The organism is Treponema ruminis (assembly GCF_014201975.1).
GTDB classification, from domain to species: Bacteria; Spirochaetota; Spirochaetia; order Treponematales; family Treponemataceae; genus Treponema_D; species Treponema_D ruminis.
This window is the reverse complement of the sequence record NZ_JACHFQ010000002.1, coordinates 459154-482981: the sequence shown is the minus strand read 5'-3', so window position 1 is coordinate 482981 and position 23828 is coordinate 459154. Positions and strand designations below refer to the sequence as shown.

At 46.0% G+C, this 23828-nt stretch carries 20 protein-coding genes; 12 read left to right on the top strand and 8 right to left on the bottom strand.

The features are described 5' to 3' along the window. Positions 1-29: 29 nt before the first annotated feature. The 6 genes from queA to HNP76_RS04450 form a co-directional block, all read right to left on the bottom strand. Positions 30-1085, bottom strand: coding sequence for a tRNA preQ1(34) S-adenosylmethionine ribosyltransferase-isomerase QueA (gene queA / locus HNP76_RS04475; RefSeq protein ID WP_184657910.1), 1056 nt, complete (start codon positions 1083-1085; stop codon positions 30-32). Positions 1086-1102: 17 nt separating this feature from the next. After that, positions 1103-3190: a methyl-accepting chemotaxis protein gene (locus HNP76_RS04470; protein ID WP_184657908.1), complete on the bottom strand. Its 2088-nt coding sequence runs from the start codon at positions 3188-3190 to the stop codon at positions 1103-1105. 117 nt (positions 3191-3307) lie between these two features. After that, positions 3308-4324, bottom strand: coding sequence for a Holliday junction branch migration DNA helicase RuvB (gene ruvB / locus HNP76_RS04465; RefSeq protein ID WP_184657954.1), 1017 nt, complete (start codon positions 4322-4324; stop codon positions 3308-3310). A gap of 88 nt (positions 4325-4412) precedes the next feature. Further along, positions 4413-5054: a Holliday junction branch migration protein RuvA gene (gene ruvA, locus HNP76_RS04460; RefSeq protein ID WP_184657906.1), complete on the bottom strand. Its 642-nt coding sequence runs from the start codon at positions 5052-5054 to the stop codon at positions 4413-4415. Beyond that, positions 5054-5911: a peptidoglycan DD-metalloendopeptidase family protein gene (locus HNP76_RS04455; RefSeq protein WP_184657904.1), complete on the bottom strand. Its 858-nt coding sequence runs from the start codon at positions 5909-5911 to the stop codon at positions 5054-5056. Before HNP76_RS04455 ends, ruvA begins: the two co-directional genes overlap by 1 nt. Positions 5912-5920: 9 nt before the next feature. Then, on the bottom strand, positions 5921-7009 hold the full coding sequence (locus HNP76_RS04450; RefSeq protein ID WP_184657901.1) for a TP_0783 family beta-propeller protein: 1089 nt from the start codon (positions 7007-7009) through the stop codon (positions 5921-5923). 79 nt (positions 7010-7088) lie between these two features. Here HNP76_RS04450 and HNP76_RS04445 point away from each other — a divergent pair, with 79 nt between their 5' ends. The 9 genes from HNP76_RS04445 (at position 7089) to HNP76_RS04405 (ending at position 14933) form a co-directional block, all read left to right on the top strand. Next, positions 7089-7511: a cytidine deaminase gene (locus tag HNP76_RS04445; RefSeq protein ID WP_184657899.1), complete on the top strand. Its 423-nt coding sequence runs from the start codon at positions 7089-7091 to the stop codon at positions 7509-7511. Positions 7512-7646: 135 nt separating this feature from the next. Further along, complete coding sequence (locus HNP76_RS04440) at positions 7647-8300, top strand: PTS sugar transporter subunit IIA (protein WP_371733669.1); 654 nt, start codon at positions 7647-7649, stop codon at positions 8298-8300. Between the two features lie 66 nt (positions 8301-8366). Next, complete coding sequence (locus HNP76_RS04435) at positions 8367-9581, top strand: LIC_12708 family protein (protein ID WP_184657895.1); 1215 nt, start codon at positions 8367-8369, stop codon at positions 9579-9581. Between the two features lie 9 nt (positions 9582-9590). After that, complete coding sequence (locus tag HNP76_RS04430; protein ID WP_184657893.1) at positions 9591-10169, top strand: hypothetical protein; 579 nt, start codon at positions 9591-9593, stop codon at positions 10167-10169. Positions 10170-10193: 24 nt separating this feature from the next. Further along, positions 10194-10766, top strand: coding sequence for a hypothetical protein (locus HNP76_RS04425; protein ID WP_184657891.1), 573 nt, complete (start codon positions 10194-10196; stop codon positions 10764-10766). Further along, positions 10767-12110, top strand: coding sequence for an MATE family efflux transporter (locus HNP76_RS04420; RefSeq protein ID WP_184657889.1), 1344 nt, complete (start codon positions 10767-10769; stop codon positions 12108-12110). A gap of 54 nt (positions 12111-12164) precedes the next feature. Next, positions 12165-12983: a LytTR family DNA-binding domain-containing protein gene (locus tag HNP76_RS04415; protein WP_184657887.1), complete on the top strand. Its 819-nt coding sequence runs from the start codon at positions 12165-12167 to the stop codon at positions 12981-12983. Between the two features lie 193 nt (positions 12984-13176). Then, on the top strand, positions 13177-13878 hold the full coding sequence (locus HNP76_RS04410) for an iron-sulfur cluster assembly scaffold protein (protein WP_184657885.1): 702 nt from the start codon (positions 13177-13179) through the stop codon (positions 13876-13878). Between the two features lie 17 nt (positions 13879-13895). Beyond that, positions 13896-14933, top strand: a complete 1038-nt coding sequence (locus tag HNP76_RS04405; RefSeq protein ID WP_184657883.1) for a GGGtGRT protein — start codon at positions 13896-13898, stop codon at positions 14931-14933. A gap of 190 nt (positions 14934-15123) precedes the next feature. On the opposite strand, the gene HNP76_RS04400 is transcribed toward HNP76_RS04405, so the two are convergent. Next, positions 15124-16815 (bottom strand): putative bifunctional diguanylate cyclase/phosphodiesterase, encoded by a 1692-nt coding sequence (locus HNP76_RS04400; protein WP_184657881.1) that lies wholly within the window; start codon positions 16813-16815, stop codon positions 15124-15126. A gap of 110 nt (positions 16816-16925) precedes the next feature. Here HNP76_RS04400 and HNP76_RS04395 point away from each other — a divergent pair, with 110 nt between their 5' ends. Further along, a complete protein-coding gene (locus HNP76_RS04395; RefSeq protein WP_184657879.1) occupies positions 16926-17600 on the top strand; it encodes a DUF4912 domain-containing protein in 675 nt (224 codons plus the stop codon). A gap of 5 nt (positions 17601-17605) precedes the next feature. Then, positions 17606-19210, top strand: a complete 1605-nt coding sequence (locus HNP76_RS04390) for a 1,4-alpha-glucan branching protein domain-containing protein (RefSeq protein WP_184657877.1) — start codon at positions 17606-17608, stop codon at positions 19208-19210. Between the two features lie 5 nt (positions 19211-19215). Here HNP76_RS04390 and HNP76_RS04385 read toward each other — a convergent pair whose 3' ends face one another. Further along, positions 19216-20529 (bottom strand): UPF0164 family protein, encoded by a 1314-nt coding sequence (locus HNP76_RS04385; protein ID WP_184657875.1) that lies wholly within the window; start codon positions 20527-20529, stop codon positions 19216-19218. Between the two features lie 94 nt (positions 20530-20623). On the opposite strand from HNP76_RS04385, the gene HNP76_RS04380 reads away from it, so the two are divergent. Beyond that, entirely contained in the window at positions 20624-23824 is a 3201-nt protein-coding gene (locus tag HNP76_RS04380; protein WP_184657873.1) for a hypothetical protein, read from the top strand. Positions 23825-23828: the final 4 nt, after the last annotated feature.

The following is a 23828-nucleotide window of genomic DNA, read 5'->3' as shown; positions in this document are numbered from 1 at the left end:
CATACAGCGACATCCTTGTGGCAACTTACTTACCGAATAAGCATACAGTCGCCATAGCTGAAGAAGTGGTACTTTTCTTCGACGGCTTTCTGGTAGGCGTTAAGGATGTGTTCCCGGCCTGCGAATGCACTTACCAGCATAATCAGGGTGCTTTCCGGTGTGTGGAAGTTTGTGAACATCTGGTTGACGCACTTGAACTTGTAGCCCGGATACATGAAGATGTGGGTTGCGCTTGAACCGCCCTTTACAAAGCCATTTTCATCACTTGCACTTTCAAGGGTGCGAACGCTTGTCGTTCCTACGGCAAGAATTGGGCGGCCATCTTTTTTTGCCTGATTGATTTTTTCGGCTACATCAAATGGAATCGTGTAGACTTCCTCGTGCATCTTGTGCTCTTCGATGTTTTCCGTGCGGACTGGAAGGAATGTTCCCAGGCCTACATGCAGTGTTACGAAAACCCGCTCGATTCCCTTTTCGTCAAGGCGGCGGAACATGTCTTCTGTAAAGTGAAGACCGGCGGTAGGGCATGCTGAACTTCCTGTTTCCTTGGCGTAGACAGTCTGGTATCTCTCGCTGTCAGTGTCGTCGTCCTCGCGGCGGATGTAGGGCGGAAGGGGAATGTGACCGTTGCGGCCAAACCAGTCGTCATCGAGGCGGCTGTCAAATTGAATGGTGCGGAATTCGCTTCCGCTGTCATTTTCGTGCTCGATGATTGTGCCCACCGAGCCGTCCGTAAAGCGGTATTTGTTGCCGGCTTTTACTTTTTTGGCACCCTTAACCATTGTGTGCCACAAATTGCCTTCGGGAGTCATCTGATTGAGGAACATAAACTCCTGTTCGCGGCCGCCCTGACCTTCGACATCGGAAAGCTTGATTCCGTAACAGCGGCTGCGGCGGACTTTTGAGTTGTTGAAAACCATGAGGGTGTCAGGCGTGATTAAGTCGGGCAAATCGTCCATCTTGAGGTGCCTGACCTCGCCTGTCTCGCGGTTAAGGAGCATGAGTCTGTCCTGACCGCGGATTCCGCTCGGTTTTTGTGCGATGAGTTCTTCTGGCAAATCAAAGTAAAAGTCGCTTAGTTTCATAGCTGGAAAGTGTAGTCTTAAACCTTAAACTGGTCAATCTGTGAGCCGATTTCAGTGATGGAATCGTTCATTTTTGAAGAAATCCCGTTCAAAGCGGCACCTGTTTCGTTGATTTTTCTTGCACCGACTGACATTTCATCCATGCTGCTCAGCATTGTAGATGTTGCGTCCTGCAAGTGCTTAACTTCTTCGAGGATTGCCCGGTTTCCGACTGACATTTCGTGTGAAGCAGTTCTTACTTCTGAAGTGCTGTCGTTCATTGCGTGAAGGGCGTCGTTAATCTGAGCTGAGCCCTCTGTCTGTTCTGCCATAGCGGCTTTAATCTGTCGGACCAGCTGGTTTGTCTCGTTGATTTTTTCTGATACGGTGAGGAAGGCCTGGCTTGATTCTGCGGAAGCTGAAACAACTGAGTTGATTGAGTCTTTGATGCCGTTGAGTTGGTCACCGATTGTCTTTGACTGAATTGTCGAAGTCTCTGAAAGCTTACGGATTTCGTCTGCAACGACAGCGAATCCCTTTCCAGCCTCGCCTGCATGAGCCGCTTCGATTGCCGCGTTCATGGCGAGAAGGTTTGTCTGGCTTGCAATTGATGCGATTGCAACGTTTGCTTCCTGAAGCATTGTTGACTGGCGCTCGATATCCTCGATTTTTTCGTTTACGTCACGCTGCTTGTCAGAGCCGTTCTTTGCCTGAAGCTCAAGCTGAGAGAAAGAATTTGCCATTTTGTCGACAGATGCGTTTACTGAGTTGATGTTGCCAATCATCTGTTCTACAGCCGCACTTGCCTGTGAGACGCCTGCTGACTGAGTTTCAATCATGCGCTCCAGAGACTCGATGTTTGATGCAATCTCGTTTACAGCCCCTGCAGTCTGCTGGACGCTTGAGTTCTGGTTTGAAATCTGATTGTGGACGCTTTCGATGTTTGCGATAATCTCAGTTATTGATGCCGCTGTATCGTCAACGCTGGCAGTCATGTCTGAACCGACTGTTCCAAGGTTTTCTTTTGAAGACTTAACTTTAGAAATGATTGTCTGCAATTTTTCGGTGAAGAGGTTGAAGCCCTTTACCACGTTGCCGATTTCATCATTTGATGTGACTGCGATTCGTTTTGTCAGATCTGCATGACCGCTTGCAATTTCAGTGATTGAAGCCTCAACAAGTTTGAGTGGCTTGATGCTTACGGAAATGATGAGGGCACAGAGAATTCCTGCAATCAGAAGAATTCCAAAGAGGACTGCTGCCATTGAAACGAACATCTTGCTGATTAAGCCGAAATATTCTGAGTATGGAGCCATACAGAAGACAGCCCAGTCACAGTTGCCGCCAACAGGCTGATATGAAGCGACCATGATTTTCTTGCGCCATGGCTCGAAGAAGGCCTTGTATGTTGTTTTTCCGCTCATGGCGTCGATGATTGCTTCCTGCATTGCACCGGTAGTGTCGTTTTTGAGAATCTGGCCCTTGATTACGTAGTCGATGTTTGAGTCAGCGACGGTTTTTCCTGTTTTCATGTTGATGATGAATGGATGGCTTTCTTTTCCGATGTAGATTCTTCGGCACATTGCTGAAATGGTCTCGCCGTGGAATACAGCGCAGATTACGCCGACGATGTGGGTTCGGTACTGATTGTAAACCGGAACGGAATAGAACATGAGGAGCTGGTTTGTTACAGGGCTGATGGCAGGATCTGAAACGTAACGGTTTCCTAAAAGAGCCTGTCTGAAATATGGGCGGTCAGAAAAGTTGATTGTCTTTCCGTCTGCAGTAACGCTGATTCCGCTTTCGTCATAAAAAGCGATGTTTTCATAGTTTGAGTCAGTGCTGGCAGCCTCTGAGATGACTGCATTTTTTTCCTGAGTTGATACATTAGGGTCTTTGATGACTGACATGTTTGCAAGGACTTCAAGCATGTGGAATTCCCTGTCATTTGCCATTTTGACTTCTGAAGCTACTTTGTCAGAAATCGTTGTGAGAGTTTTTTCGACAGAACCTTCCAAAGAAGATTTTGACATTTTGTAAGCAATTAATCCCAAAATTACGTTTGAGACCGCAACGATAAGAATAAGAAGAAGCATGAGTTTTGCTTTCAAGCTTTTAAAATTCATAAGAAAATACCCCTGAATAAATTCTTTAGTATTATAATTATATGTATTTATTATTGAAATAGCAATGAAAATCCGCAAATGTTACGCTTTTTTAACAGACTTTTGAAGAATTTGCGGTTAGAAGAGGCTTGGCTGGCTGCTTGTAGCGTTTGAATTGTAGTCCAGGCCCAGATGCTGGTAGGCCTTTGCCGTGACAATCCTTCCTCGCGGAGTGCGCTGAATCAATCCGCACTGAATCAGGTATGGCTCGTAATAGTCTTCGAGGGTGTCCTGGGCTTCTCCGATTGAGATTGCAAGGGTTTCTGCTCCGACCGGTCCGCCGCCAAAATTCTTGATTATTGAAAGGAGAATTTCACGGTCGTAATGCTCCAGGCCGAGAGAGTCTATCTGAAGCTTTTTGAGTCCGTCTTCCGTGATTTTGAGGGTGATTCTTCCGTCTCCGTAGAACTGGGCGAAATCCCTCATGCGGCGGAGGACCCTGTTTGCAACTCGCGGAGTGCCCCGGCTTGATTTTGCCATGAGAAGGGCTGCGTCATCGTCAATCTTGCAGTTAAGGATTGAGGCGCTGCGCTTTATGATTGAGGCAAGTTCTTCATGGGTGTAGAAATTGAAGCGCTGGATGATTCCGAAGCGGGTTTGCAGTGGCTTTGAGACCATGCCTGCTTTTGTCGTTGCTCCTACGAGAGTGAACTTTGGAATGGGAATACGAACTGTGCGGGCTGCCGCTCCCTGGCCGATTACCCAGTCGAGCTCAAAGTCTTCCATGGCAATGTAAAGCATTTCTTCGATTGCAGGCTTGAGGCGGTGAATTTCGTCGATAAAGAAAACCGTGCCCGGAGAAATTGTTGAGAGAATGCCAGCCAAATCTTTTGGCTTGTCCAAAGCAGGGGCAGAGGTGACTTTAAAATCCGCTCCGAGTTCGTGGGCAGTGATTTCGGCAAGTGTCGTCTTTCCAAGACCCGGAGGTCCGATTAAAAAAAGGTGGTCCAGAGGCTCTCGTCTTTCGCGGGCCGCCTGAATGAAGACCGAAAGATTTTCCTTTATTTCTTTTTGACCTAAAAATTCATCGAGCAGTTTTGGCCGTAATGAGCCGTCAGCACTGTCTTCCTCGCTGGGGACGTCAGCCCGGACAATGTGGGTCGAAGCCTGAGAAGAAAGCTGAGAAAATTCGTTTATTTCAGAATCAAAATTATCTTTCAATTTTCAAATTTCCCTTTTCAATTTATTGAGCCAGAGCGACAATCGCCCGCCTGAAGAGGATTTCTTCCTTGGCGTCTCGTGTTTTGTCCTTAAATGCGACCTCTCCGCCCTGCGGGAGCTCTTTGTTGAGTTCTTCAACCAGATTTGAGACGCAGCTTTCTACGTCCCTCTTGTCGTAGCCCATGTTTGCCAGGGCTGAAACTACGTCAGCATATTCGCCGCCGCGGTTTACGATGATTTTTGCACCCGGGAGCTCTTCGTCCAGGGTTAGCTTTCCTTTGAGGGCCAGAAGCATCTTTTGGGCAGTCTTTTTGCCCAGACCCGGAATCTTTTCAAGGGCTGCCAGATCTCCGCTTTCAAGGCTTTGAATCAGCTGGTCCCGCTGAATGTTGCTCATGATTTTAATGGCAGACTTTGGCCCTACGCCTTCGACCTTGTTCAAGTCAAAAAATAAATCCCGGTCCTTTGCCGATGCAAAGCCGAAAAGATTCATGGCGCTGTCCGTGTGCTGCATCCATGTAAAAACCCGGGCCCTTTCGCCCAGTTTTGGAAGGTCGTCAAGGCTTGTGTCGGGTACGATTATGTCCCATTCGATGCCGTTCACGTCAAGAAAAAGCTTTTGAGGAAATTTGCCTGTGATTGTTCCTGTGAGCGAATTGAACATTATCTGACTTCCACTGTGTAAGTGATTTGCTTTTCCTTGCCCAGAATATCCGATGCAACGACCATGATTGAATTCTTTCCTTTAGTGAGGGTGACTTCGCCCAAAAATTGCTGCTCTTCGTTTGGATACATGACGCTTACGTCGTAATTCTTTTTGCCGCTGACACAAATCCTTCCGTTTGATTCTGAAAGGGTGTCGTAGGAAAGGGATTCTGAAACGACGCCGTTGATGAAGACTGTCGTTTTGTAAGGCATTGCTATGTCCTGTTTTTCACGGTAAAGCTGGTAGATTCCAGACGGCATTGTTTTTACCGTGCCCAGATCGTAGCTTACGCCCTTTTTGCTGATTGCAGTAACGTCCTTGATTGAAAGCTGCAGTTCCTTACCGATGCGGGGCATGAGAATTCGGGGATTAACGTAAGTGCGGTTTTTGGTGTCGAGGACTTGAAATTCCAGGCAGCCCTGACCCTGCTGCCAGCTTGAAGTGCCGGTCGTGCCAAAGGAAGTGCCGCTTTTAAGGTCTGTCATGGAGTAGAGTGATGGAAGGTTTTCCGCGTCAAGGTTTGCGTAAACCGTAATCAGTGAGTCCTTGTGGGCGAGGATTGCCGCATTTCCCAGAGTGCTTTCAAAAAGCTCGTCTTCGTCGTGCTCTGAGATTACCGCAAGCATTCGTCCGTCGTCAGCAGCCTTTACTTCCCGGCTTTCTGAAAATACGAGGGAAGTGCCGATTGTGCCGCCCCTGAGCTGGGCAAAGTAAGAATAGAATGAGTCAGAAAGAATTTCGTTCTGAGGCCAGTCAAAGGCAAAGATTGCTGAAATTGTAAGTGCCGCTGCAAGTGTAAAAATCGCTTTCTTCATAAAAAATCCTTATCTGTGAATTATGTCGATTCTGGAGATTTTGCCGTCACGTCCGACAAAAAGTGAGTCGTCTTTGACCGCAATGCAGGCGCTTTCGGCATCAAATGAGAAGGAGCCGGCGAATGCATCAAAAGATTCGATTGTGGAAACGGTGTAGGTTTTTCCTTCCTTGCTGAGGATGAAAATCTCGTTGTCGCAGCCTGATTCCAGAATTGAGAGAATCCGGCCCTTGATTGGAATTTCCGTGTTCTTGAAATTGCGGGTGTTTACGATTCCGATTCCGCTTGCACTATTATAGAAGACTTTTTTTTCGTCCTTTGTGAATTTGATGAGGACCTGTCTGTTTAATTCTTCGGTCATTGACTTGTAGAAAACGATTGATGTGTGTGAGCCGTAGCTTGCATCAGTCTTTTTTGATATTACGAAGCGCTGGCCGCCCTGACCTGAAAGTGTTGCGATGTATTTTGAGCTTTCGGAAATTGCGGCTCCCAGGATGACTTCGTATGAAGAGCCGCCCGGCTGGTACTGCTGAGCGATGTTTCCCTCGTTGTCAAAAGCGATTACTGAGCCGTCTGCATAGCCGGTTACGATTCCTGTTTTTGATGAAGAGAATGCCGTGAGTGGTGTGAAGCCCTCGTATGTCCATGCGACGGAACCGTCTGAGTTGAGTTTTGAAAAAGCCGAGCCGCCCGGAAGAAAAATGAATTTGCGGTCTTCGGTGAAGTAGGGAAAGCCTGTTACGCTGATTTTGCCGATTTCGCTGCCGGATGGAGAATTGATTTCCATTTCCTGTGACGAAGTTCCGTAGAGGGTGTATGAATTGTCTGAAATCGTAGCTTTATATGGAAAAGTAATGTAGCTGAGGATTTTGCCCTCTGGGGTGAAGTAGCCCAGGTTCTGGCCCAGCTTGAAAGAGACGGCGTTTTTGAAATCTTCGGACAAGACTTCTGCTCCTTCGCCCTTTGTGTAGGCTTCCAGGTCGATTGTCCAGACCGGAAGAAATTGGATTTCGGGGGAGAGAGGCTTAGATGCGATGATGATATATAAAATTGCAAAAGCTATGCAAATTGGAGCAATTATTTTTACCTTTTTATCCATAATGTGATATTATAGAGGATATTAGATTATTGTTAAAGACTTTTTGAGATTTTGCAATTATCAGAAAAGGAGGCATAGTATGGAAAAAATCATTGTTACAGAAGAAAAACTTCATGAGCTCTTTGAGGCCGCGATGCAGGCTTCAAAATTGTCTTATTCCCCGTACTCAAAATTCCCGGTAGGGGCGGCGATTCTTACATGCGACGGCCGTGTGTTTACTGGCTGCAATATTGAGAACCGTTCTTTCGGGCTTACGAACTGCGCGGAGCGGACTGCAATGTTCAATGCTGTTACCGAAGGAGCCACAAGAATTTCTGCGGTTGCGATTGCCACTCCAAAATCTGATTATCCGGTCGGACCATGTGGAGCTTGCCGTCAGGTTCTCACTGAATTTGGTGACGGTGATGTTCCTGTTGTTTTCGGGCCTAAAATCGAGAATCTTGTCAGAACAACTTTAGCTGAACTTTATCCGTATGACAGCCTTCACGAACTTGCCGATTAGATAATGTCGGAATTTTAAAAAAAGACGCACTTTTATTTCTTGTATTGCCTGTCTGAATTGTATGGCTTGACAAAATACCGTAAAGTTTGCAAAATAAATCAACTAATTCAAAATAAGGTAAAAATAAGGAGTAAAATCGTGGGAGACGATATTCTTACAATAGAAGAAGTTGCCAAATATCTCCGTGTCTCAGAGCGAACAGTTTATGATTGGGCGCAGAAGGGTGAGATTCCTGCTGGCAAAATTGGTACTGTCTGGCGTTTTAAAAAATCAGAAATCGAAAACTGGGTTAACGAGCGGCTTTCATCTTCACAGAAGCCTGCCGAGTCAAGCCATGTCATTTCTGCAAAAAATATTCTTTCTCCAGACCGAATCGTGTTCATCGAGCACTCAACAAAGCATGATGCAATCGTAGAGCTTGCTCAGAATCTTGCAACAGCGCCTCAGGTCAAAAACGAGAAGGAGCTGGTCGAGGAAATCCTCAAGCGTGAGGAACTCATGTCAACGGCAATCGGTCGTGGAATCGCTATTCCTCATGTCCGCCTGTCTTCAGTGACTGACCTCGTTATGAGCGTCGGTATCTGTAAGCATGACTTGCTCGACTTCCAGACAATCGATGATTCTCCTGTACGCCTGCTCATCATGATTGCAGCTGCATACAACCAGCATTCATACTACCTGCAGACCCTCAGCTTCTTCAGCTCTAAGCTCAAGGACAAGGCTGTACGCGACGCTTTGCTTGAATGCAAGGATCCTATGCAGGCATACAACATCCTTACTACAGAGTAGGATAGGCTTAGTCAGTCCCTTATTTTTCGACTTCCACATACAATATTAATTTTGTATAATAGGCGCATGAAAAAATTTATTTTGATTGTTTCATGCGTCTTTTCTTTTTTATTGATTTCATGTTCAAAATCAAATCAGGTGCATTCGGTTAATGAAAATGCACTTTTTACGCTTGGCTACGGCAGTTTCGAAGACGAACTAAATCTTTTTGACCTTGCACGAAACGGCACCATCTCCACTTACATGACCATGCGTGACGGTTTTTTCTATATTGCTAACGGTGAAGCCAAAAAAATCCTTGAGCTTAATTCTTACGGTGATTTGCTCAGCCTTTATTACAACGATGAATATTTAAAAGATGTCGCCTTTGCCGGTAAAAATTCAATCAGTTCCACAAAAAAGGCGATTTCCTATCCTTTCAGCACCCTGGGTCCCCTTGCGGTTGATTCAAGAAAATATATTTATGCAGTTGATACCCTTCCAACCGAGCGCCAGGAGCGTGATGCCTCAAACCGACTCCTTCTCTCGCTTGTTGTCCTCCGCTTTGACTCAAACGGAAAATTTATCGATTATCTTGGCCAGCAGGGACCGGGTGGAACTCCATTTCCTTACATCAAAAATATTTACACCACCCGTGAAAATGAACTGGTCGTAGTCTGCACGACAAACGAAGGACTGGTAGCCTACTGGTTCAACGTCGACGGCTTCCTTCTGTACACTGTTCCGGTTTCAAAAAATACAGTTCCAAAACTCAAAACCAATGAAAACGAAGAGGCTCCGGCCTATGTTTCAGTCGAGAACATAATTCCTGACTGCTCTGAGCACAAGCTTTATGTCAAGGTCGATTATTACATGGCTTCCATGGATTCAGCCCTCAAGGTTCAGTCCGGAATCGATTATTACACCACATTTTTGTGCCCCCTCAATGTTGATACGGCCCTTTATGACGAGCCGCTTGAAATTCCACCTTACGAATATTCAGTTACCGAAAATCTCACCAAGGAAATTTACAACCTGCCTTTTGACTTTCTGGGCGTAACGGAAAACGGCTGGTTTTTCTTTATCGTTCCAAACGAAGAGGGCTTTATCGTTCAGATGGTTCAGCCTGACGGCCAGCGTATTGTAAAAAGGGCTCTTTCCGTTGATCACTCGAAAAATCTTTATTACACGCTTTCCTTGAGCGGCAACGGAATCATTTCGGGTCTTTTTGTTCGTAACGAGAACGCTCAGGCCGTTTGGTGGCGTACGGATTCGCTTCTTGCGTCCTTTATCAATCAGTAGGGGCATTTTATGGATTTTTCAAAGATTGAGGAAACCCGCGAAGAAAATCAGAAACCCGAGGAAAACCTTGTCTTTCATTACAGCCGGGCAGAAAGGCTCAAGCGGGCTCCGAAAATCGTTCAGGACTATTATTCGGGCGATTTCAAGCCCTACAAGGGCGGCCTTTTAAAGTCTCTCGTTTCCACCAGGGGCAACAGGCTTCTTTTCGTTACGATTGTCTTCACTTTTGGAATCATCCTTTTCGTGAGGTATTTCGGACCGGAAAAACGCAGCGGCTCTTTAAACAAGGTCGATGTTTCAGTCTCTGCATTTTCTTATGAAGATTCAGTTTATGCCAGCGTAAAGTTCAATGAGGCCGGTAAAAAGATAAAGGCTGATTTTGCGGACGGTCTTCCTGTTTATGCGACTGTAACGGCTTACGATAAGGAAGGAGTTTCTGTTGCAGAGGAAAAACTGACAGGAAAATACGATGGAAATGAAATTTTCTTGCGGACAACTTTTTCGGATTATGATATAATAAGAATCGGTGCAGTCTGTGGCATGGGTGACGGGCTTCTTAGTTTGGAGTCTCCCGTCGAAAAGCGTTAGCCCGGATTTGCAAGTGAGGATTTTATGCTTCAGTTTTATTTTTTATCTATTTTATTAAATCTTGTAGCTGGCCTTATTTTTATTTATGTGGTAAAAGGCGAGGGTGAGGCAAGTCTTATTCTTTCTGATTCTGATGATCCTTTTGGAGAGGGGGAGTCTTCTTCAAATTCTTCTGATTTCAACCCGGAAACTGACGACCTTGACCTTGGCCTTGACGGAGATTCTTCTTCACAAGCCGGTGATTCAGACTCGTCTGCAAAAAAAGCAGGTGGACTGGGTGAGCTTGCTCTTCCTTTCCTCGGTGACAAAACTTTGCAGCTCGTAGTCGGAATCCTTTCGGCTCTCACAGGCCTCATGAAGCTTCTTTCTCCGATTCAGTACGACATTGCCATTATCGGTGACCTTGTCCCGGCTCTTGCAGGTCTTGCGGCTGGTGCCGTTCTTCTTTTGGACTGGTATCAGGAGCGAAGTGAAGTTGAGCTGACTTTGCCGGAAGCCCTTCAGGGCATTTACGAAGGGGGCAGAAAATATCTTGGAATTTTCTGTATCATCGCTGCTGTACTCCATTTTATTTTCCCGAGAGTCCTCTTCCTGTAAATGAAGAATCAAATCGATATGACGGAGGGGGCGATTTTTCCTAAGCTGGTAAAATTCGCCGTTCCCCTTATTCTCAGTTCAATCCTCCAGCTTCTCTTTAATGCCGCTGACATTGTTGTCGTTGGCCGCTACGCAGGCGATAATTCCCTTGCGGCTGTCGGTTCCACATCCTCAATGGTAAACCTTCTGGTCAATTTTTTTATCGGACTGGGAGTCGGCTGTAACGTAGTTGCCGCAAATTTTCTTGGCGCTGGCAAAAAGGAAGAAGTCAACCGCACCGTTCACACCACGATGGTCTTGAGCCTTATCGGCGGAGTCATCCTTACCCTGATTGGAGTTACCTTTTCCCGTCAGATTCTGATCCTCATGGCTTCTCCTGAGGATGTCCTTCCCCTGTCAACTCTTTACCTCAAGGTTTTCTTCGGCGGAATTACTGCGACCGTCATCTACAATTTCGGGGCGGCGATTCTTCGTGCCAAGGGCGACACAAAAAGGCCCCTTTACATCCTTCTTGTTGCCGGCCTGATTAACGTAATCCTCAACCTGATTTTCGTAATTCCCTTCAAAATGGACGTTGCCGGAGTTGCGGCTGCTACGGTCCTGAGCCAGGTTTTTGCGGCTTTTTGCGTCGTCTGGATTTTGATGCATGAGGATGAGGAATTCCGCCTTGATTTCAAAAAACTCCGACTGGACATGCCTATCCTCAAGCGCATTATTAAGATTGGCGTTCCTGCTGGCTTTCAGAGCATGCTTTTCAGCTTCTCTAACATGCTGATTCAGTCTGCGGTAAATTCTTTCGGGGCTGTAATGGTTGCGGGTAATTCTGCGGCCCAGAGCATCGAGGGCTTTGTCTATATTTCAATGAACAGTTTCGCCCAGGCTACCCTCACTTTCGCGGGTCAGAACATGGGCGCCCACAAATTCGGAAGAATCAAGCGCCTTATCGTAATCAGCGAGGCCAGCGTTTTTGTCGTCGGCCTCCTGCTGGGCATGGCGGTTCTCTTTTTGGGCCGTCCTATCCTCGGAATCTATTCTCAAAGCCCGGATGTAATCGAGGCGGGAATGCTGAGGCTCACGGTAATCCTTGCAACCTACTTCACCTGCGGCATGATGGATTCTATGGCCGGCGTAATCCGCGGTGTCGGTCATTCAGTGCTTCCTATGGTCATTACGATGGTGGGTGCCTGCGGTCTTCGCATTGTTTATCTTGCCACCTTCTTCCAGATTCCAAAATTCCACACTTTCCAGAGCATTTTCTATTCATATCCGCTCAGCTGGGTCGTAACTTTCTCTTTTTTGACCGCAAGTTTTGTCTGGATTATGAGGGGCTTGAAGGAAAACTGAATAAAATTATAAAATATCTTAGGTTTTAAAAAGTCTGAGGCAAATATTTAAAAAATGAAAGTTAATATGAATCTTACATCCTTTTTACGGGATTTGTTTCTTGTTGAGACGGAATGTACTCTTTCCTTTGCAATAATCGGAACTCTGTTTGCCCGCAATGCAAGCATTTCTTATGCCCACATTTTTATTCCCCTTGCTTTCGGACTCATCTGCATGATTCCATGTATTCCGGTCTATCTCAAGGAAAACATGACAATTCCCCAGGTCCTCATTCAGCGCAGCGTTGAGCTGGTCATTCTTGAAATCGTGATTGTTTCGGCTTCAAAAATGCTGGTAGGTCCTGTAATCGGCATAAAGGGCCTGATTGCGGTTGCCGTAAGCGTAGTTCTTTTTGATTTTCTTTCTTATTTTTTCATGTACAAAATGGAAAAGGCTGAGACTGAAAAACTGAACAAAAAACTCCGTGAGCTTGCAGAGAAAAAAAGTCAGGCAGAGAATAAGGAAAGCCAGAGTCAGAAAATCGAAGAGCCTGCCGGTAAAAATATGGAAAATATCGAGGCTTTTGGTGAATTTGACCGAAAGGTCCAGCTGAAGCTGGGTGAAATCCTCTATTTTGAGGCTGATGCCGAGCATGTCTTTGCCTACACTCAGGACGAAATCTATCAGATGAAGCTGCGTCTCTATCAGGTTGAGTCAATTTCCAAGCCGGCAGGAATAATCCGCGCCTCAAAGTCTTATCTTGTTAACCTGAATAAAATTCAGTCTGTCCGCACGGCCCTCAACAGCCGTCTTTACGCAAAAATGCCCAACGGTGAGGAAGTTCTTTTCAGCCGCAAGTACGCTCCTGTTTTAAAAGAGGCAATGCTTTCCTAAATTTTAGCCCTGCCGCCTTTTGAAGTCAGAATTTAAATATTGAAAACTCCCTCAAAATGTGCTATTCTTTTTATTTATAGGACAAAAAACGTTTTCTTACAAGAAAATGACAGTTTCTAGCAATAGGTTTCATTTTCTTGGGATTTTCGTTTCGGGTCTAATCTTTTCTATACTTTTATGTAAGGAGCATTACATGACTTACACTGCAGAAGTGGAACATATGTGTCCTTTGGCTAAGGGCGCATATCATGGTCCGGCCCCAATCCCTGAAGAGGGCGAGTGGGTTCAGGTTAAAAAAATCGAAGATGTATCTGGATTTACACATGGTATCGGTTGGTGTGCACCACAGCAGGGCGCTTGCAAACTTTCTTTGAACGTTAAGAACGGTATCATCGAAGAGGCTTTGGTTGAGACAATCGGCTGCTCAGGCATGACTCACTCAGCTGCTATGGCTTCAGAAATCTTGATTGGAAAAACTTTGCTTGAGGCTCTTAACACTGACCTCGTTTGCGACGCTATCAACACAGCTATGCGTGAGCTTTTCCTCCAGATTGTTTACGGACGCTCACAGTCTGCATACTCAAAAGACGGTCTCAAAGTTGGTGCTTCTCTCGAAGACTTGGGAAAGAACCTCCGAAGCCAGGTCGGAACTATGTTTGCTACACGCAAAACAGGTCCTCGCTACCTCGAAATGACAGAAGGTTACGTTGAGACATGTGCAATCGACAAAGACAACCAGATTATCGGTTACAACTGTATCAACTTCGGTAAATTGATGGACGCTCTCAAAGCTGGCGTTGAGCCAAAAGAGGCTATCGAGAAGGCTCGCACACACTACGGTCGTGTAACAGCTGATCAGGGCATGGTTAAACTCATCGACCCACGCAAAGAGTAATTAGGAGGAATAGAATTATGGCATTATTTGAAGATTTCGCAGGCCGCATTCCTCAGGTGAATAAGGCTCTTAAAGAATATGGTTTCAAAGAGGGCGAGGCTGGTCTCAACGAAGCTCGTGACCTCTGCAAAGCTCGTGGTTTCGATCCATACGAGATTTGTCAGTCTACACAGCAGATTTGTTTCGAAGATGCTAAATGGGCTTACGTTCTCGGTTCAGCAATCGCTATCAAAGAAGCTGAGAAAACAGGCGACAAAACTGGTTCTACAGCTGCCGCTAACATCGGTAAAGGCCTCCAGGCTTTCTGTCTTCCAGGCTCTGTAGCTGATGACCGCAAAGTTGGTCTCGGACACGGAAACTTGGGTGCTCGTCTTCTTTCTGAGGAGACACAGTGCTTCGCATTCCTGGCTGGTCACGAGTCATTCGCAGCAGCTGAGGGCGCAATCAAAATCGCTGCTAACGCTAACAAAGTCCGCAAAAACAAGCTCCGCGTTATCCTTAACGGTCTCGGAAAAGACGCAGCTCAGATCATCAGCCGCATCAACGGATTCACATACGTTCAGACTAAGTTCGACTACTTCAACGGCGAGGGTACAGACAAGGCCCTCACAGTTGTAAAAGAAATTCCTTATGGTTCAAACCCAGACCGCCTCATCGTAAAATGCTACGGTGCAGACGACGTTCGCGAAGGCGTTGCAATCATGTGGCACGAGGATGTTGATGTTTCTATCACAGGAAACTCTACAAACCCAACTCGTTTCCAGCACCCAGTTGCAGGCACATACAAAAAAGAGCGCCTCTTGAACGGCAAAAAATACTTCTCTGTAGCTTCAGGCGGCGGTACAGGTCGTACATTGCATCCTGATAACATGGCTGCAGGCCCAGCTTCATACGGCTTCACAGATACTTTGGGTCGTATGCACTCAGACGCTCAGTTCGCAGGTTCTTCATCAGTTCCAGCACACGTTGAGATGATGGGCTTCATGGGCATGGGCAACAACCCAATGGTTGGATGTACTGTTGCATGTGCTGTAGCAGTTGCAGGCTCATTCTAATTGAAGAAGCTGAAAAAATAGAAAGCTGATTTATATTGGCAGTCTATCTAAAAAAGGTGGCCGGAGTCGGAGTTCTGGCAAAATGTCGCTTGAACTTGTTCACCGCGACATTTTTGACACGAGCACAATCGTTGTCGTGCTCGCTTAGTTTCCGACGGGAGGCCACCTTTTTTTGTTTATAGCTAGTGTACTAAATATTATAAATCCTACTTACTAATCTTTTTTCAAATTCGTCATGCTCCAGCGCTTTGTCGAATAGGAAGCCCTGGGCCATGAAACAATTGTTTTCCTTTAAAAATTCTGCCTGTTCTTTGGTTTCGACGCCCTCGGCTATTACTTTGATGCCAAGTTCGTGAGCCATGTTGATTATTGAGCGGCTGATTACCCGGTCGGTTTTGGCTTTCTGGTCGTCTCCGGCGGCTACGTTGTCGATGAGGGACTTGTCCAGCTTGATTACGTCCGGATTGAGGTTACGCACCAGGCTCATTGATGAGAAGCCTGTTCCGAAGTCATCGATTGAGATTTTGAAGCCGGCTGCTTTCATGGTGTTTACGAAACGCACGAGACGGTCAAAATACTGGTAATCGGAAAGCTCGGTAAGCTCAAGTTCCAGATATTTTGACGGGACATTGTATTTTTGAAGGACGGAGATGATATGATTCTCGAAATTTTCATCGGAAAGATGCAGCTTTGAGAAGTTCGTTGAGATTAGGACAGGTTCAATTCCTTTGTCCATCCATTCACGGATATTTTTGCACACGACCTCAAGCACGTAAAAATCGAGGTTTTTAATTGTGCCTTCTGCCTCAAGAATCGGAATGAATTCGGCCGGAGTAATCAGCCTTTGTGCGTACCAGCGGGAAAGAGCTTCGCAACCGCAGAGCGTGTTTGTGATCAAATCAACCTTTGGCTGGTAATAGACTTTGAATTCGTTTTTGGCGAGAGAATCCATGAACATATTGGAGATACTTTTGTCGTGGATTGCCTTTTCAAGCATTTCCTGCCGGAAGAAAATAATGTCGTGATGGCGGGAATGCCGTGCCGTATCAAGAGCGACCGCGGAATTTGACATGATATCGCCGAATGTTGTTTCTTCGTTTGTTTCGTAAATGCCGGCCCTTACGTTGATTTTGACGTCTTCGACCGTGCCCTTGTTGTTGACCGAAATTGAGATTCCTTCGATAAAGCGGATGAAATCCTTGAGCTTTTCTTTGGGGACCAGGACCAGAAAGTTGTCGCTTCCCAATCTTGCAATGTAGCCTTGCTTTTCCAGAAAGCCCTGAACCATCATGCTGTATTTGCGGAGGATGATGTCACCGTTGTCGGTCGTGACCTTCTGATTGATGTATTTGAAATTCTTGAAGTTGAGCAGGATGACCGAATAATACTGGATTTTCTGCATTGATAGAATTTCTGCTACGACTTCCTGGAAACCGTGCAGATTGAGGGCACCTGTGAGGGAATCGGTGATTTTGACCGCCGCCATGATGTTTAGGAGCCTGATGCGGCTGCAGAGGATGTATGACAGGTCAACGTAGCAGTCAATCAGCTTTTTGTTTTCTTTTGTCCAGATTACGTTGGGAAGAAGGTTGGCCTTTAATTTTATGAAGCCGTTTTCCTCGGTAAAGTAAAATTTTTCGTATGTGTCGGAATTGAAGCCCTTGGGACTTGTATAGCTTAAAATTTCAGTGTTGAGCCCCAGAGGCTCGTAGACAGTCTGAGGATTTGAAACCGTGACGGAAAGCCTGCCCAGCTGAAGGTCCTCTGCAAAATCAGTGATGGTATCCTGGAGAAAATCGTTCATTTCCTGCAGGGTATAGCCTGATTTTTGGGCCGTAGAGATAAAATCACATAACTTTTCGCTGGCAAAAACTGATTTCACAATAGTCCTCTTTAATATTATTTTACAACAGTTTCCCTATTTTTCAATAACTCTATTGATTTTTATTGCGTTTTTTAAGACAATTGTAAACTAATAAAAATTAGGACTATATGGAAAATAAAATCTTAACATTGGCATATCTTGAAACCCTGTCTTCTGCAGATCTCATTGCTCTTGCAGATGATTACGGAATTGACATCCCGGACAACCTTAACCGCCGCTTTATAATCGGTGAGCTTCTTGAAGTTGCCCAGGAATCTAACCAGCCTGCCCTAAAGGCTCCGGTCATGAATGAGAATGGCGATATTCCCCTTGAAAACACGGAAATTCCTTCTTCATTCAATGAGACCGAGCTTTCTGTGATTCTTCGGAATCCGGCCTGGGCCTTTGTTTACTGGGATATCAGTGCCGAGGCCCTCAAAAAGATTTCGGAGTCTTCCCGCTTCAAGAATATGGTTCTTCGGGTTTCATATTTTGAAAACGAAGAGGATTCAACGCCTGTTGATTATTATGACCTGCAGGTTTCTCTGACAGACCGCAATCAGTATATCCTCATTGAAACTGGCAGAAAGTTCCTGCGTGTTGATCTGGTTGCATTTTTTGTCAACGGAACTTATGACAGCCTCACGATTTCGAAAAAAATCGCTCTTCCTCAGACGCCTGCGATTTTCTCCAAGGCTTTTCCTGGGCAGGAGTTTGACGTTCCAAAAATCCTTGAGGTTTCCGGCATCAAAAAATTGCTCAAATCTCATTATGAAAAATACAGACAGTCTTTTGTGGAGTAGGGTAAATGGCTAAGAATCTTGTTTTAACAATAGTTGGTCATCAGGGATATATCCGTCATGAGGACGAAAAGCAGTATGCGCTCCAGAATGACATCCTTTTCGGGGCTATTTCTCAAACATATCTGCCTCTCGTGAACATGTTCCATCGTCTTGAGAATGACGGAATCGATTTTAAGCTTGCCCTTGTTCTTTCTCCGTCCTTGTGTTCCCTTCTTGATGATGATTTGATTAAGTCTCAGTACATAAACTGGCTTGAAAAACGCATCGCCTTTGGTGAGGCTGAGGTTGCCCGCCTTGCTGATGATTCAGATCTTCTCAGAAACGCCCAGGCCTGCCTTGCAAAAGCCAAAAAAGACCTGGCTGATTTTACCCAGCTTTATTCACAGAACCTTATCAAGGAATTCGCATATTTTGCCAGTAAGGGAAATCTTGAGCTTCTTGCTACCTGCGGCACTTTTGCCTTCCTGCCTCATTTTGGCGACATGACTGAAATCCTTAACGCCCAGGTTGAAGTCGGCCTCTATTCTCACCGCCATTATTTCGGCATGAATCCAGAGGGCTTCTATCTTCCTTTTATGGGCTACACTCCGGGAGTAGAGCAGGTTCTCCGTTCTTACGGCTTCAAATATACAATCGTTGACATCCGTTCAGTTCTTTTCAGCGAAACTGTTCCTGAAAAGGGCATTTTCTCGCCGGTAAGATGCAATCTTGACAACACTACCAGCCTTTCAAAATCTTCCCTGGCTCTTTTCTGTCAGGATCCTGACACGCCGGAGGATATCGTCGGTGAAAACGGCTTCTCTTCAAATCCTGTCTACAAGAATCAGGGCAAGGACGCCGCTTATGAAGTTCCTTTCCAGGCTCTCGTTGACTCAGGCTTGATTGAGGACGGAATGCCTCGAATTCCTTCATATTTCCGCTATTGGAACAATTCTGAAGACGCTTCTTACAATGAAGACGATGCTGTAATCCAGGCTCACAAGGATGCAGTCACTTTCTTTGAGTCAAAAAAAGCTAAGCTTGACGCCGCAGAGGAATGTCTGGGCCAAAGTCCGGCATCCCTTCTCTGCGTAATTGACGCCAAGAATATAGGTCAGGACTGGGCAGAGGGCTGCATCTGGCTCGAAAGCCTCATCCGCGAAACAGCCGCTTCTGACATCAAGCTTTCAGGTCCGGCTCCTTTAATCGGCAATATTTTCTCACTTCAGAAAATCACTCCATATCCTGGAGCCGCTCAGGGCAACAGCTACGGCGAAGATTTGCTTGACAGCTCAAATGACTGGATGATCCGCTACACCCGAAAGATGAGTGAGCGCATGGTTGATTTGTCTGACCGCTTCCCTAACGAGACAGGCTTAAAAGTCCGCCTTTTGAATCTGGGCGCGAGGGAACTCATGCTTGCCGAAAGCGGTGAGTGGAGCAAAATGATTCATGACGGTTATTTCCCGGAATACGCTACAAAAAGATTCAAGGAGTCAATCAAGGCCTTTATGATTGTTTTTGACGCCCTCGGCTCAAATACAGTAAGCACTGAATGGCTGACTAAACTTGAAAGGGAGCACCTGATTTTCCCATGGATGAACTTCAGGACCTTCTCGCCTAAAAAATAGAATTGTTAATCTTCAAGAGTGACCTTGTACATGTCTTCGAGCTTGCTTTTCTGCTTGTTGAAGTTGAGTGCAGCGTCCCTCGCCTGAATGGCCGGCTCAAACTTCATGCAGAGAGGTTGTGAGGCGGCCTTTTTTATTGCCTCTTCCCACCTCATGATTGCCTCGTTGTAGTAGCCCTCGGCGTAAAACTGAAGGCCTTCTAGGTAAAGCTGGTCAACCTGGGCCATCGTGGCTTTTCTGCCCCGGTCTCCCAGCTGCATTTTTGCGCTCAGACTGATGTGGTTGACTGGATTTGCCGAGCTTGTTAAGTCCAGGGTGTAGGCCACGTCCATCTTGATTCTCTTGATGTCAAATTCGCTGCCCAGACTGAACCTTGGATTGGCTCCCTGCAGGAGAAAGCCGCACTGAAAGGCGAATACCGGCGTAACTTTTGCTTCGATTCCTGTAGCGAATGAAATCTTGCCGCTGGAAGAAAAATCGCTTAAAAGGACATGCTTTCTTAATTCGCTTGTAATGAGCAGTCTTGCAAAGGGGCGGTAGGAAAGTCCTGCTGAAATCCTTGCGGGCGTGTCATCGTCCTTTTTAATTGAAGAGCCGAAGCCTGTGAGGGATGCGCCGAAATTGTTGAGGGTCAGGGCGACTTTGAGGTTGGGATCCCTGTCCTGATAGAATTTGAGGGCGTTGAAGCATGCTATTGCGCCAAGATCGCCCATGATTCCCAGGGCCGACTGCTCGAGTCCTGAGCCTGAGATTATTGAGTCATCGCGGTTGTCCGTATAGTCAGGTATGCTGCGCCAGGCCAGCTTGAAATTTGCTCCGGTAGAAATTCCCTTGAAATTGTAGCCTGCTAAAAAAGTGTGTGAAAGGTTGAATGTGGCGGAAGTTTCGCTGTAGTAGCTTGCTGCCACCCTGTCACCGTAAAGATTGTATTCGCTGAAGGGAACGTAAAAGCATTTGAGCTGGGCACCGTAGCCCGTGTTGCCGTTTCGGCGGGTGAGGGCAAGGGTCTCCAGGGCTGAATCTGCAATCCATGCGTTATGGGAAAGGGAAACTTCCGTCTGCTCGAGAATTGCGCTTGCGGCCGGATTGTAGTCGAAGAAGGTTGAATCGTCACAGAGGGCGCTGAATGCCGTGCCCAGTGCTTCAGTTCGGCCGCCGCATGGAATGTTCATTGAGCGGAAAACCGTATTTCCCTCGTTTGGATCGATTGAAGACGGAAAGATATCAGCCAGAGTGGACTGGGCATACGTTAAATCCAGGGCCTGGACCTGTGTGAGAAAAATAAAAAAAATGCTTACGGAGAAGATTTTTTTCATCATATTATATTATAATATATTTTCGGATAAATATCTTGCTAAACTTATTAAAAATACCGAAAAATAGAATGGGAGGCTTGTCGCTTGTAATAAGGAAATGCCAAAAAGACATTTAGCCTTGATTTTGATTATTTCTCTTTTTCATTCCTCTATTCTTTTTTCAGAAAATGCTGAAAATGAGGCAGGGGAAGTTTTGTCTTTAAAGCAGATTGACCTTCTTATCGACACCACGGCCTACAACGATGCCCTCAGGGAGCTTTCAAGATATATAGCCGCCCACCCCAATGACTTCGACCGGGCTCAAAAAAGAATTTCCCGGGTAATGAAGCTGCGCGAGGAATACAACAAGGGGGCAGATTCCCTCGTTGAGCTTATCAGGAACGGCGATGAGTCAAAGTCTGAAAAGCTGGCAAAAATCGCTGAGCTTGAAAGTTCCGAACTTGAGTCAAACGAAAATGTCATTGAATTCACAAACCTGGCCCGAAGAACTGTAACTCTGGGCGAAATCCTTATCCTTTACGATAGAATCATGAGGGAAGGAGTTGCCCTTGTCAGAAGTGAAAAATTCTCTGATGCGGCCGTAAAATTTGAGGAAGGCTTTGCAATCAAAAATGAAGTCTCGGATCTGGTTTTTGATGTCGAAAATCATTCCTTTGCCGCGGAAGGTACTCCTGTCGTCTACGAGAGCGACATAACCGAGCCTGTCAGAAAGTCAGTCAGCAATATCCGAAGCCTTGTAGCCGGAAATCTTGTTTCTGCGAGCATGGAGTCAAGGATCAATGACTGCGAGAAGGCTTTCAACGAGTACATGAGGGCTGTTTCTGCCCGGGATGTCAATTCAATTTCAGCAGCCCTGAAAAATGTGAACGCCGCCTTTGAAAAATATGCCGCCCTGCGCAATAAAATTATTGCCGATGCCAAAGTCCTTGAGGCGGCAGACATACTTGCCAACGAGCGTAACCCACTTCTTTACGGAACTTCTTACATCACCTTCCATCAGAAATTCATTCTCGGTGACGAATCAAATCCTGACACCGGCATAATCGGAGCCTTTGACGCTTATTTCAACAGCCGCGTTGAGAGAATGAAGGATAAAACTAACGAAGCTGTTCTTGAAACCCTTAACCTGCTTATTACAAATCTTCCTGAGGGTAAAATCTACTCTCTGGCCAATAAAATCGATGCCGAGCAGAAAAATGTCGCTGTGGCAAAAATGTATTCTCAGTTTGCCCGCTATGTCCATGACCTCTATAACCTCGAAAAGAATCTTGACGGAAGCACTGTCGGTGAGAAATTTTCCGGCTATGCATCATCTATGAGCTTTGTCAGCGAATATCTTTCGGATTTGTCCCTTGCCTATAAGAGTGCCCAGGAGCTGGCCTGGGAAAAAGCCAATCCTGAGAAAATCGACAAAAATGACTTCTCGGATCCGGTTCTTGCCTACAACCTCAAAAAACTTCTCCGCTATGAGCAGATTAAAGCTGATTCCAAGTCTTATATCTCACTCGTAAATGAGGAAGAAAAAAAACAGAAGGAATTCTTTGACAAAAAATCTGAGCGCGAAAAGGAAATCGAGGAACTGCGTAGAATCAGCGGCGGCAGACTGAGGATTTCCGGGGCCCAAAAGCGGACTACGGCCGGAGTTCAGATTTCAGACAATCCCCTTGATTTCCGTAAGCAAATCGGCTACTTCCTCTCCCTCAATGAGCAGAACCTTAAGGAAGCAAGAAATCATGCCAAAGGACTCTGGGGCTACATGGCAAGCGCATATTCAGCCCTGGCAAAAAAAGACTATGACCACTATGAAAAACTTTGCTCTGATACGGAAAAACTTCTGACCGGCGGCCTGGCCTCTTCTTCGGACTCTGATTTTTCTTCTGAGTTCATAAAGAAATATCCGATTGAGGCAAAAGATTCTGCCCTTAAGATAAATCAGGAAATCAGCATCAAAAAGACGGAGCTTCTTGAAAAGAGGGAAGTGCTTAACGGCGGAGAAGAGTACCGCATGAGCGAAAGTGACTACAACAAGGGAACCCTTGCCCTGGATAAAATCATTCTGGATTTCGATTCTCTTTATGCTAAAAATCAGACTCTGGCCGAGGAAGCGATTCCAAAAATCAGGGACTACGAAAATCTCATCAGAAATGCTGACGAACAGTATGAAATCGCACTCAGGGCTTTCAAAAAAGAAGACTTTGAAAACGCCAATATTGCGGTTGATTCAGCCTCGGAAAAATACGCCGAGGCCCTGGACATAGAATACTCAGAAAAAATCCGCGCAATGCGTGAGGAAACCTTGAACGAGCTTGCCGTAAAGATTCAGCGGGCAGAGTATGAGAAAGTCTTGCGTGAAGTCTTTGCCCTCAAGGACAAGGCGGCAATCGCCTATTATTCGAGCAGCTTTGATACTGCGGAAACCCTTCTTGTTACGGCTCAGTCCCGCTGGTCAAAAGTCAGCACGGAAGAAGACTCAGAAATCGAAGACATGCTCAACATCGTAAAGACCATTAAGAGTATTGAATACGGCCGTGTTTTGCTCCAGTCTGACCCCCACTATCCTGAGCTTTCCTACAGTCTTGATATGGCTAAGCAGAGCTTTGAAAAGGGCGTCAAGCTCAAGAATGACGGAAATACGGTAAAGGCCAACGAAGCCTTCAATCTTGCCCTTACAAATATCCGTAACGTGCAGAACGTTTATCCCCTCAACAAGGAAGCCCGTCTCATTACCCTTAAAATTCAGCAGGAACTCGACCCGGAAGGCTTCCCCCGTCAGTTTGAAAACCAGTACAACGCGGCCCGCCTCAATGCCAACAAAAACGAGCGCCTGGCCGACCTGGAAGACCTGTATGCGATTAACCCAAAATATCCGGGGCTGGCCCAGGAAATTTACGATATAAAGGACTCTCTTGGAATGTTCCCGAAAAAGGAAGTTAAAAAAGAAGTCAAGCGCTCTGCCGATTCAAAAATTGCCGAGGCTAAGAAAGCCTTCAAGGATGCGGGTAGTGACGAGGCTAAACTCAACAAGGCCCTGCTTCTTGCCAACGAGGCGATTGCAATTGACGGAACCAGCAAGGCTGCAAAGGAGCTTAAGCTTCAGATTCAGCTTAAAATCGGTGCCAGCGCCACGGCAATTCTTTCTCAGAATGACGAAAAGATGTATGCTGAAGCTGCCCGACTCTTTAACCAGAGGCGTTTTGCCGATGCAAAAGGTATAATGGACAATCTTTTGAAAGGAGCGGCCGCTAAAAAAAGCCGCAAAGTCATAGATTTGAACAACCGTCTTCTCAAACGACTGTAGGAAA

What these genes read in the sequence shown, in the direction of transcription:
- HNP76_RS04425 (WP_184657891.1), top strand. Translation starts at nt 10,194, where the DNA reads ATGCTTCAGTTTTATTTTTTATCTATTTTATTAAATCTTGTAGCTGGC.
- HNP76_RS04420 (WP_184657889.1), top strand. Translation starts at nt 10,767, where the DNA reads ATGAAGAATCAAATCGATATGACGGAGGGGGCGATTTTTCCTAAGCTG.
- HNP76_RS04380 (WP_184657873.1), top strand. Translation starts at nt 20,624, where the DNA reads ATGCCAAAAAGACATTTAGCCTTGATTTTGATTATTTCTCTTTTTCAT.
- HNP76_RS04410 (WP_184657885.1), top strand. Translation starts at nt 13,177, where the DNA reads ATGACTTACACTGCAGAAGTGGAACATATGTGTCCTTTGGCTAAGGGC.
- HNP76_RS04415 (WP_184657887.1), top strand. Translation starts at nt 12,165, where the DNA reads ATGAAAGTTAATATGAATCTTACATCCTTTTTACGGGATTTGTTTCTT.
- queA (WP_184657910.1), bottom strand. Translation starts at nt 1,085, where the DNA reads ATGAAACTAAGCGACTTTTACTTTGATTTGCCAGAAGAACTCATCGCA.
- HNP76_RS04455 (WP_184657904.1), bottom strand. Translation starts at nt 5,911, where the DNA reads ATGAAGAAAGCGATTTTTACACTTGCAGCGGCACTTACAATTTCAGCA.
- HNP76_RS04385 (WP_184657875.1), bottom strand. Translation starts at nt 20,529, where the DNA reads ATGATGAAAAAAATCTTCTCCGTAAGCATTTTTTTTATTTTTCTCACA.
- HNP76_RS04470 (WP_184657908.1), bottom strand. Translation starts at nt 3,190, where the DNA reads ATGAATTTTAAAAGCTTGAAAGCAAAACTCATGCTTCTTCTTATTCTT.
- HNP76_RS04450 (WP_184657901.1), bottom strand. Translation starts at nt 7,009, where the DNA reads ATGGATAAAAAGGTAAAAATAATTGCTCCAATTTGCATAGCTTTTGCA.
- HNP76_RS04430 (WP_184657893.1), top strand. Translation starts at nt 9,591, where the DNA reads ATGGATTTTTCAAAGATTGAGGAAACCCGCGAAGAAAATCAGAAACCC.
- HNP76_RS04390 (WP_184657877.1), top strand. Translation starts at nt 17,606, where the DNA reads ATGGCTAAGAATCTTGTTTTAACAATAGTTGGTCATCAGGGATATATC.
- HNP76_RS04435 (WP_184657895.1), top strand. Translation starts at nt 8,367, where the DNA reads ATGAAAAAATTTATTTTGATTGTTTCATGCGTCTTTTCTTTTTTATTG.
- HNP76_RS04445 (WP_184657899.1), top strand. Translation starts at nt 7,089, where the DNA reads ATGGAAAAAATCATTGTTACAGAAGAAAAACTTCATGAGCTCTTTGAG.
- HNP76_RS04405 (WP_184657883.1), top strand. Translation starts at nt 13,896, where the DNA reads ATGGCATTATTTGAAGATTTCGCAGGCCGCATTCCTCAGGTGAATAAG.
- ruvA (WP_184657906.1), bottom strand. Translation starts at nt 5,054, where the DNA reads ATGTTCAATTCGCTCACAGGAACAATCACAGGCAAATTTCCTCAAAAG.
- HNP76_RS04395 (WP_184657879.1), top strand. Translation starts at nt 16,926, where the DNA reads ATGGAAAATAAAATCTTAACATTGGCATATCTTGAAACCCTGTCTTCT.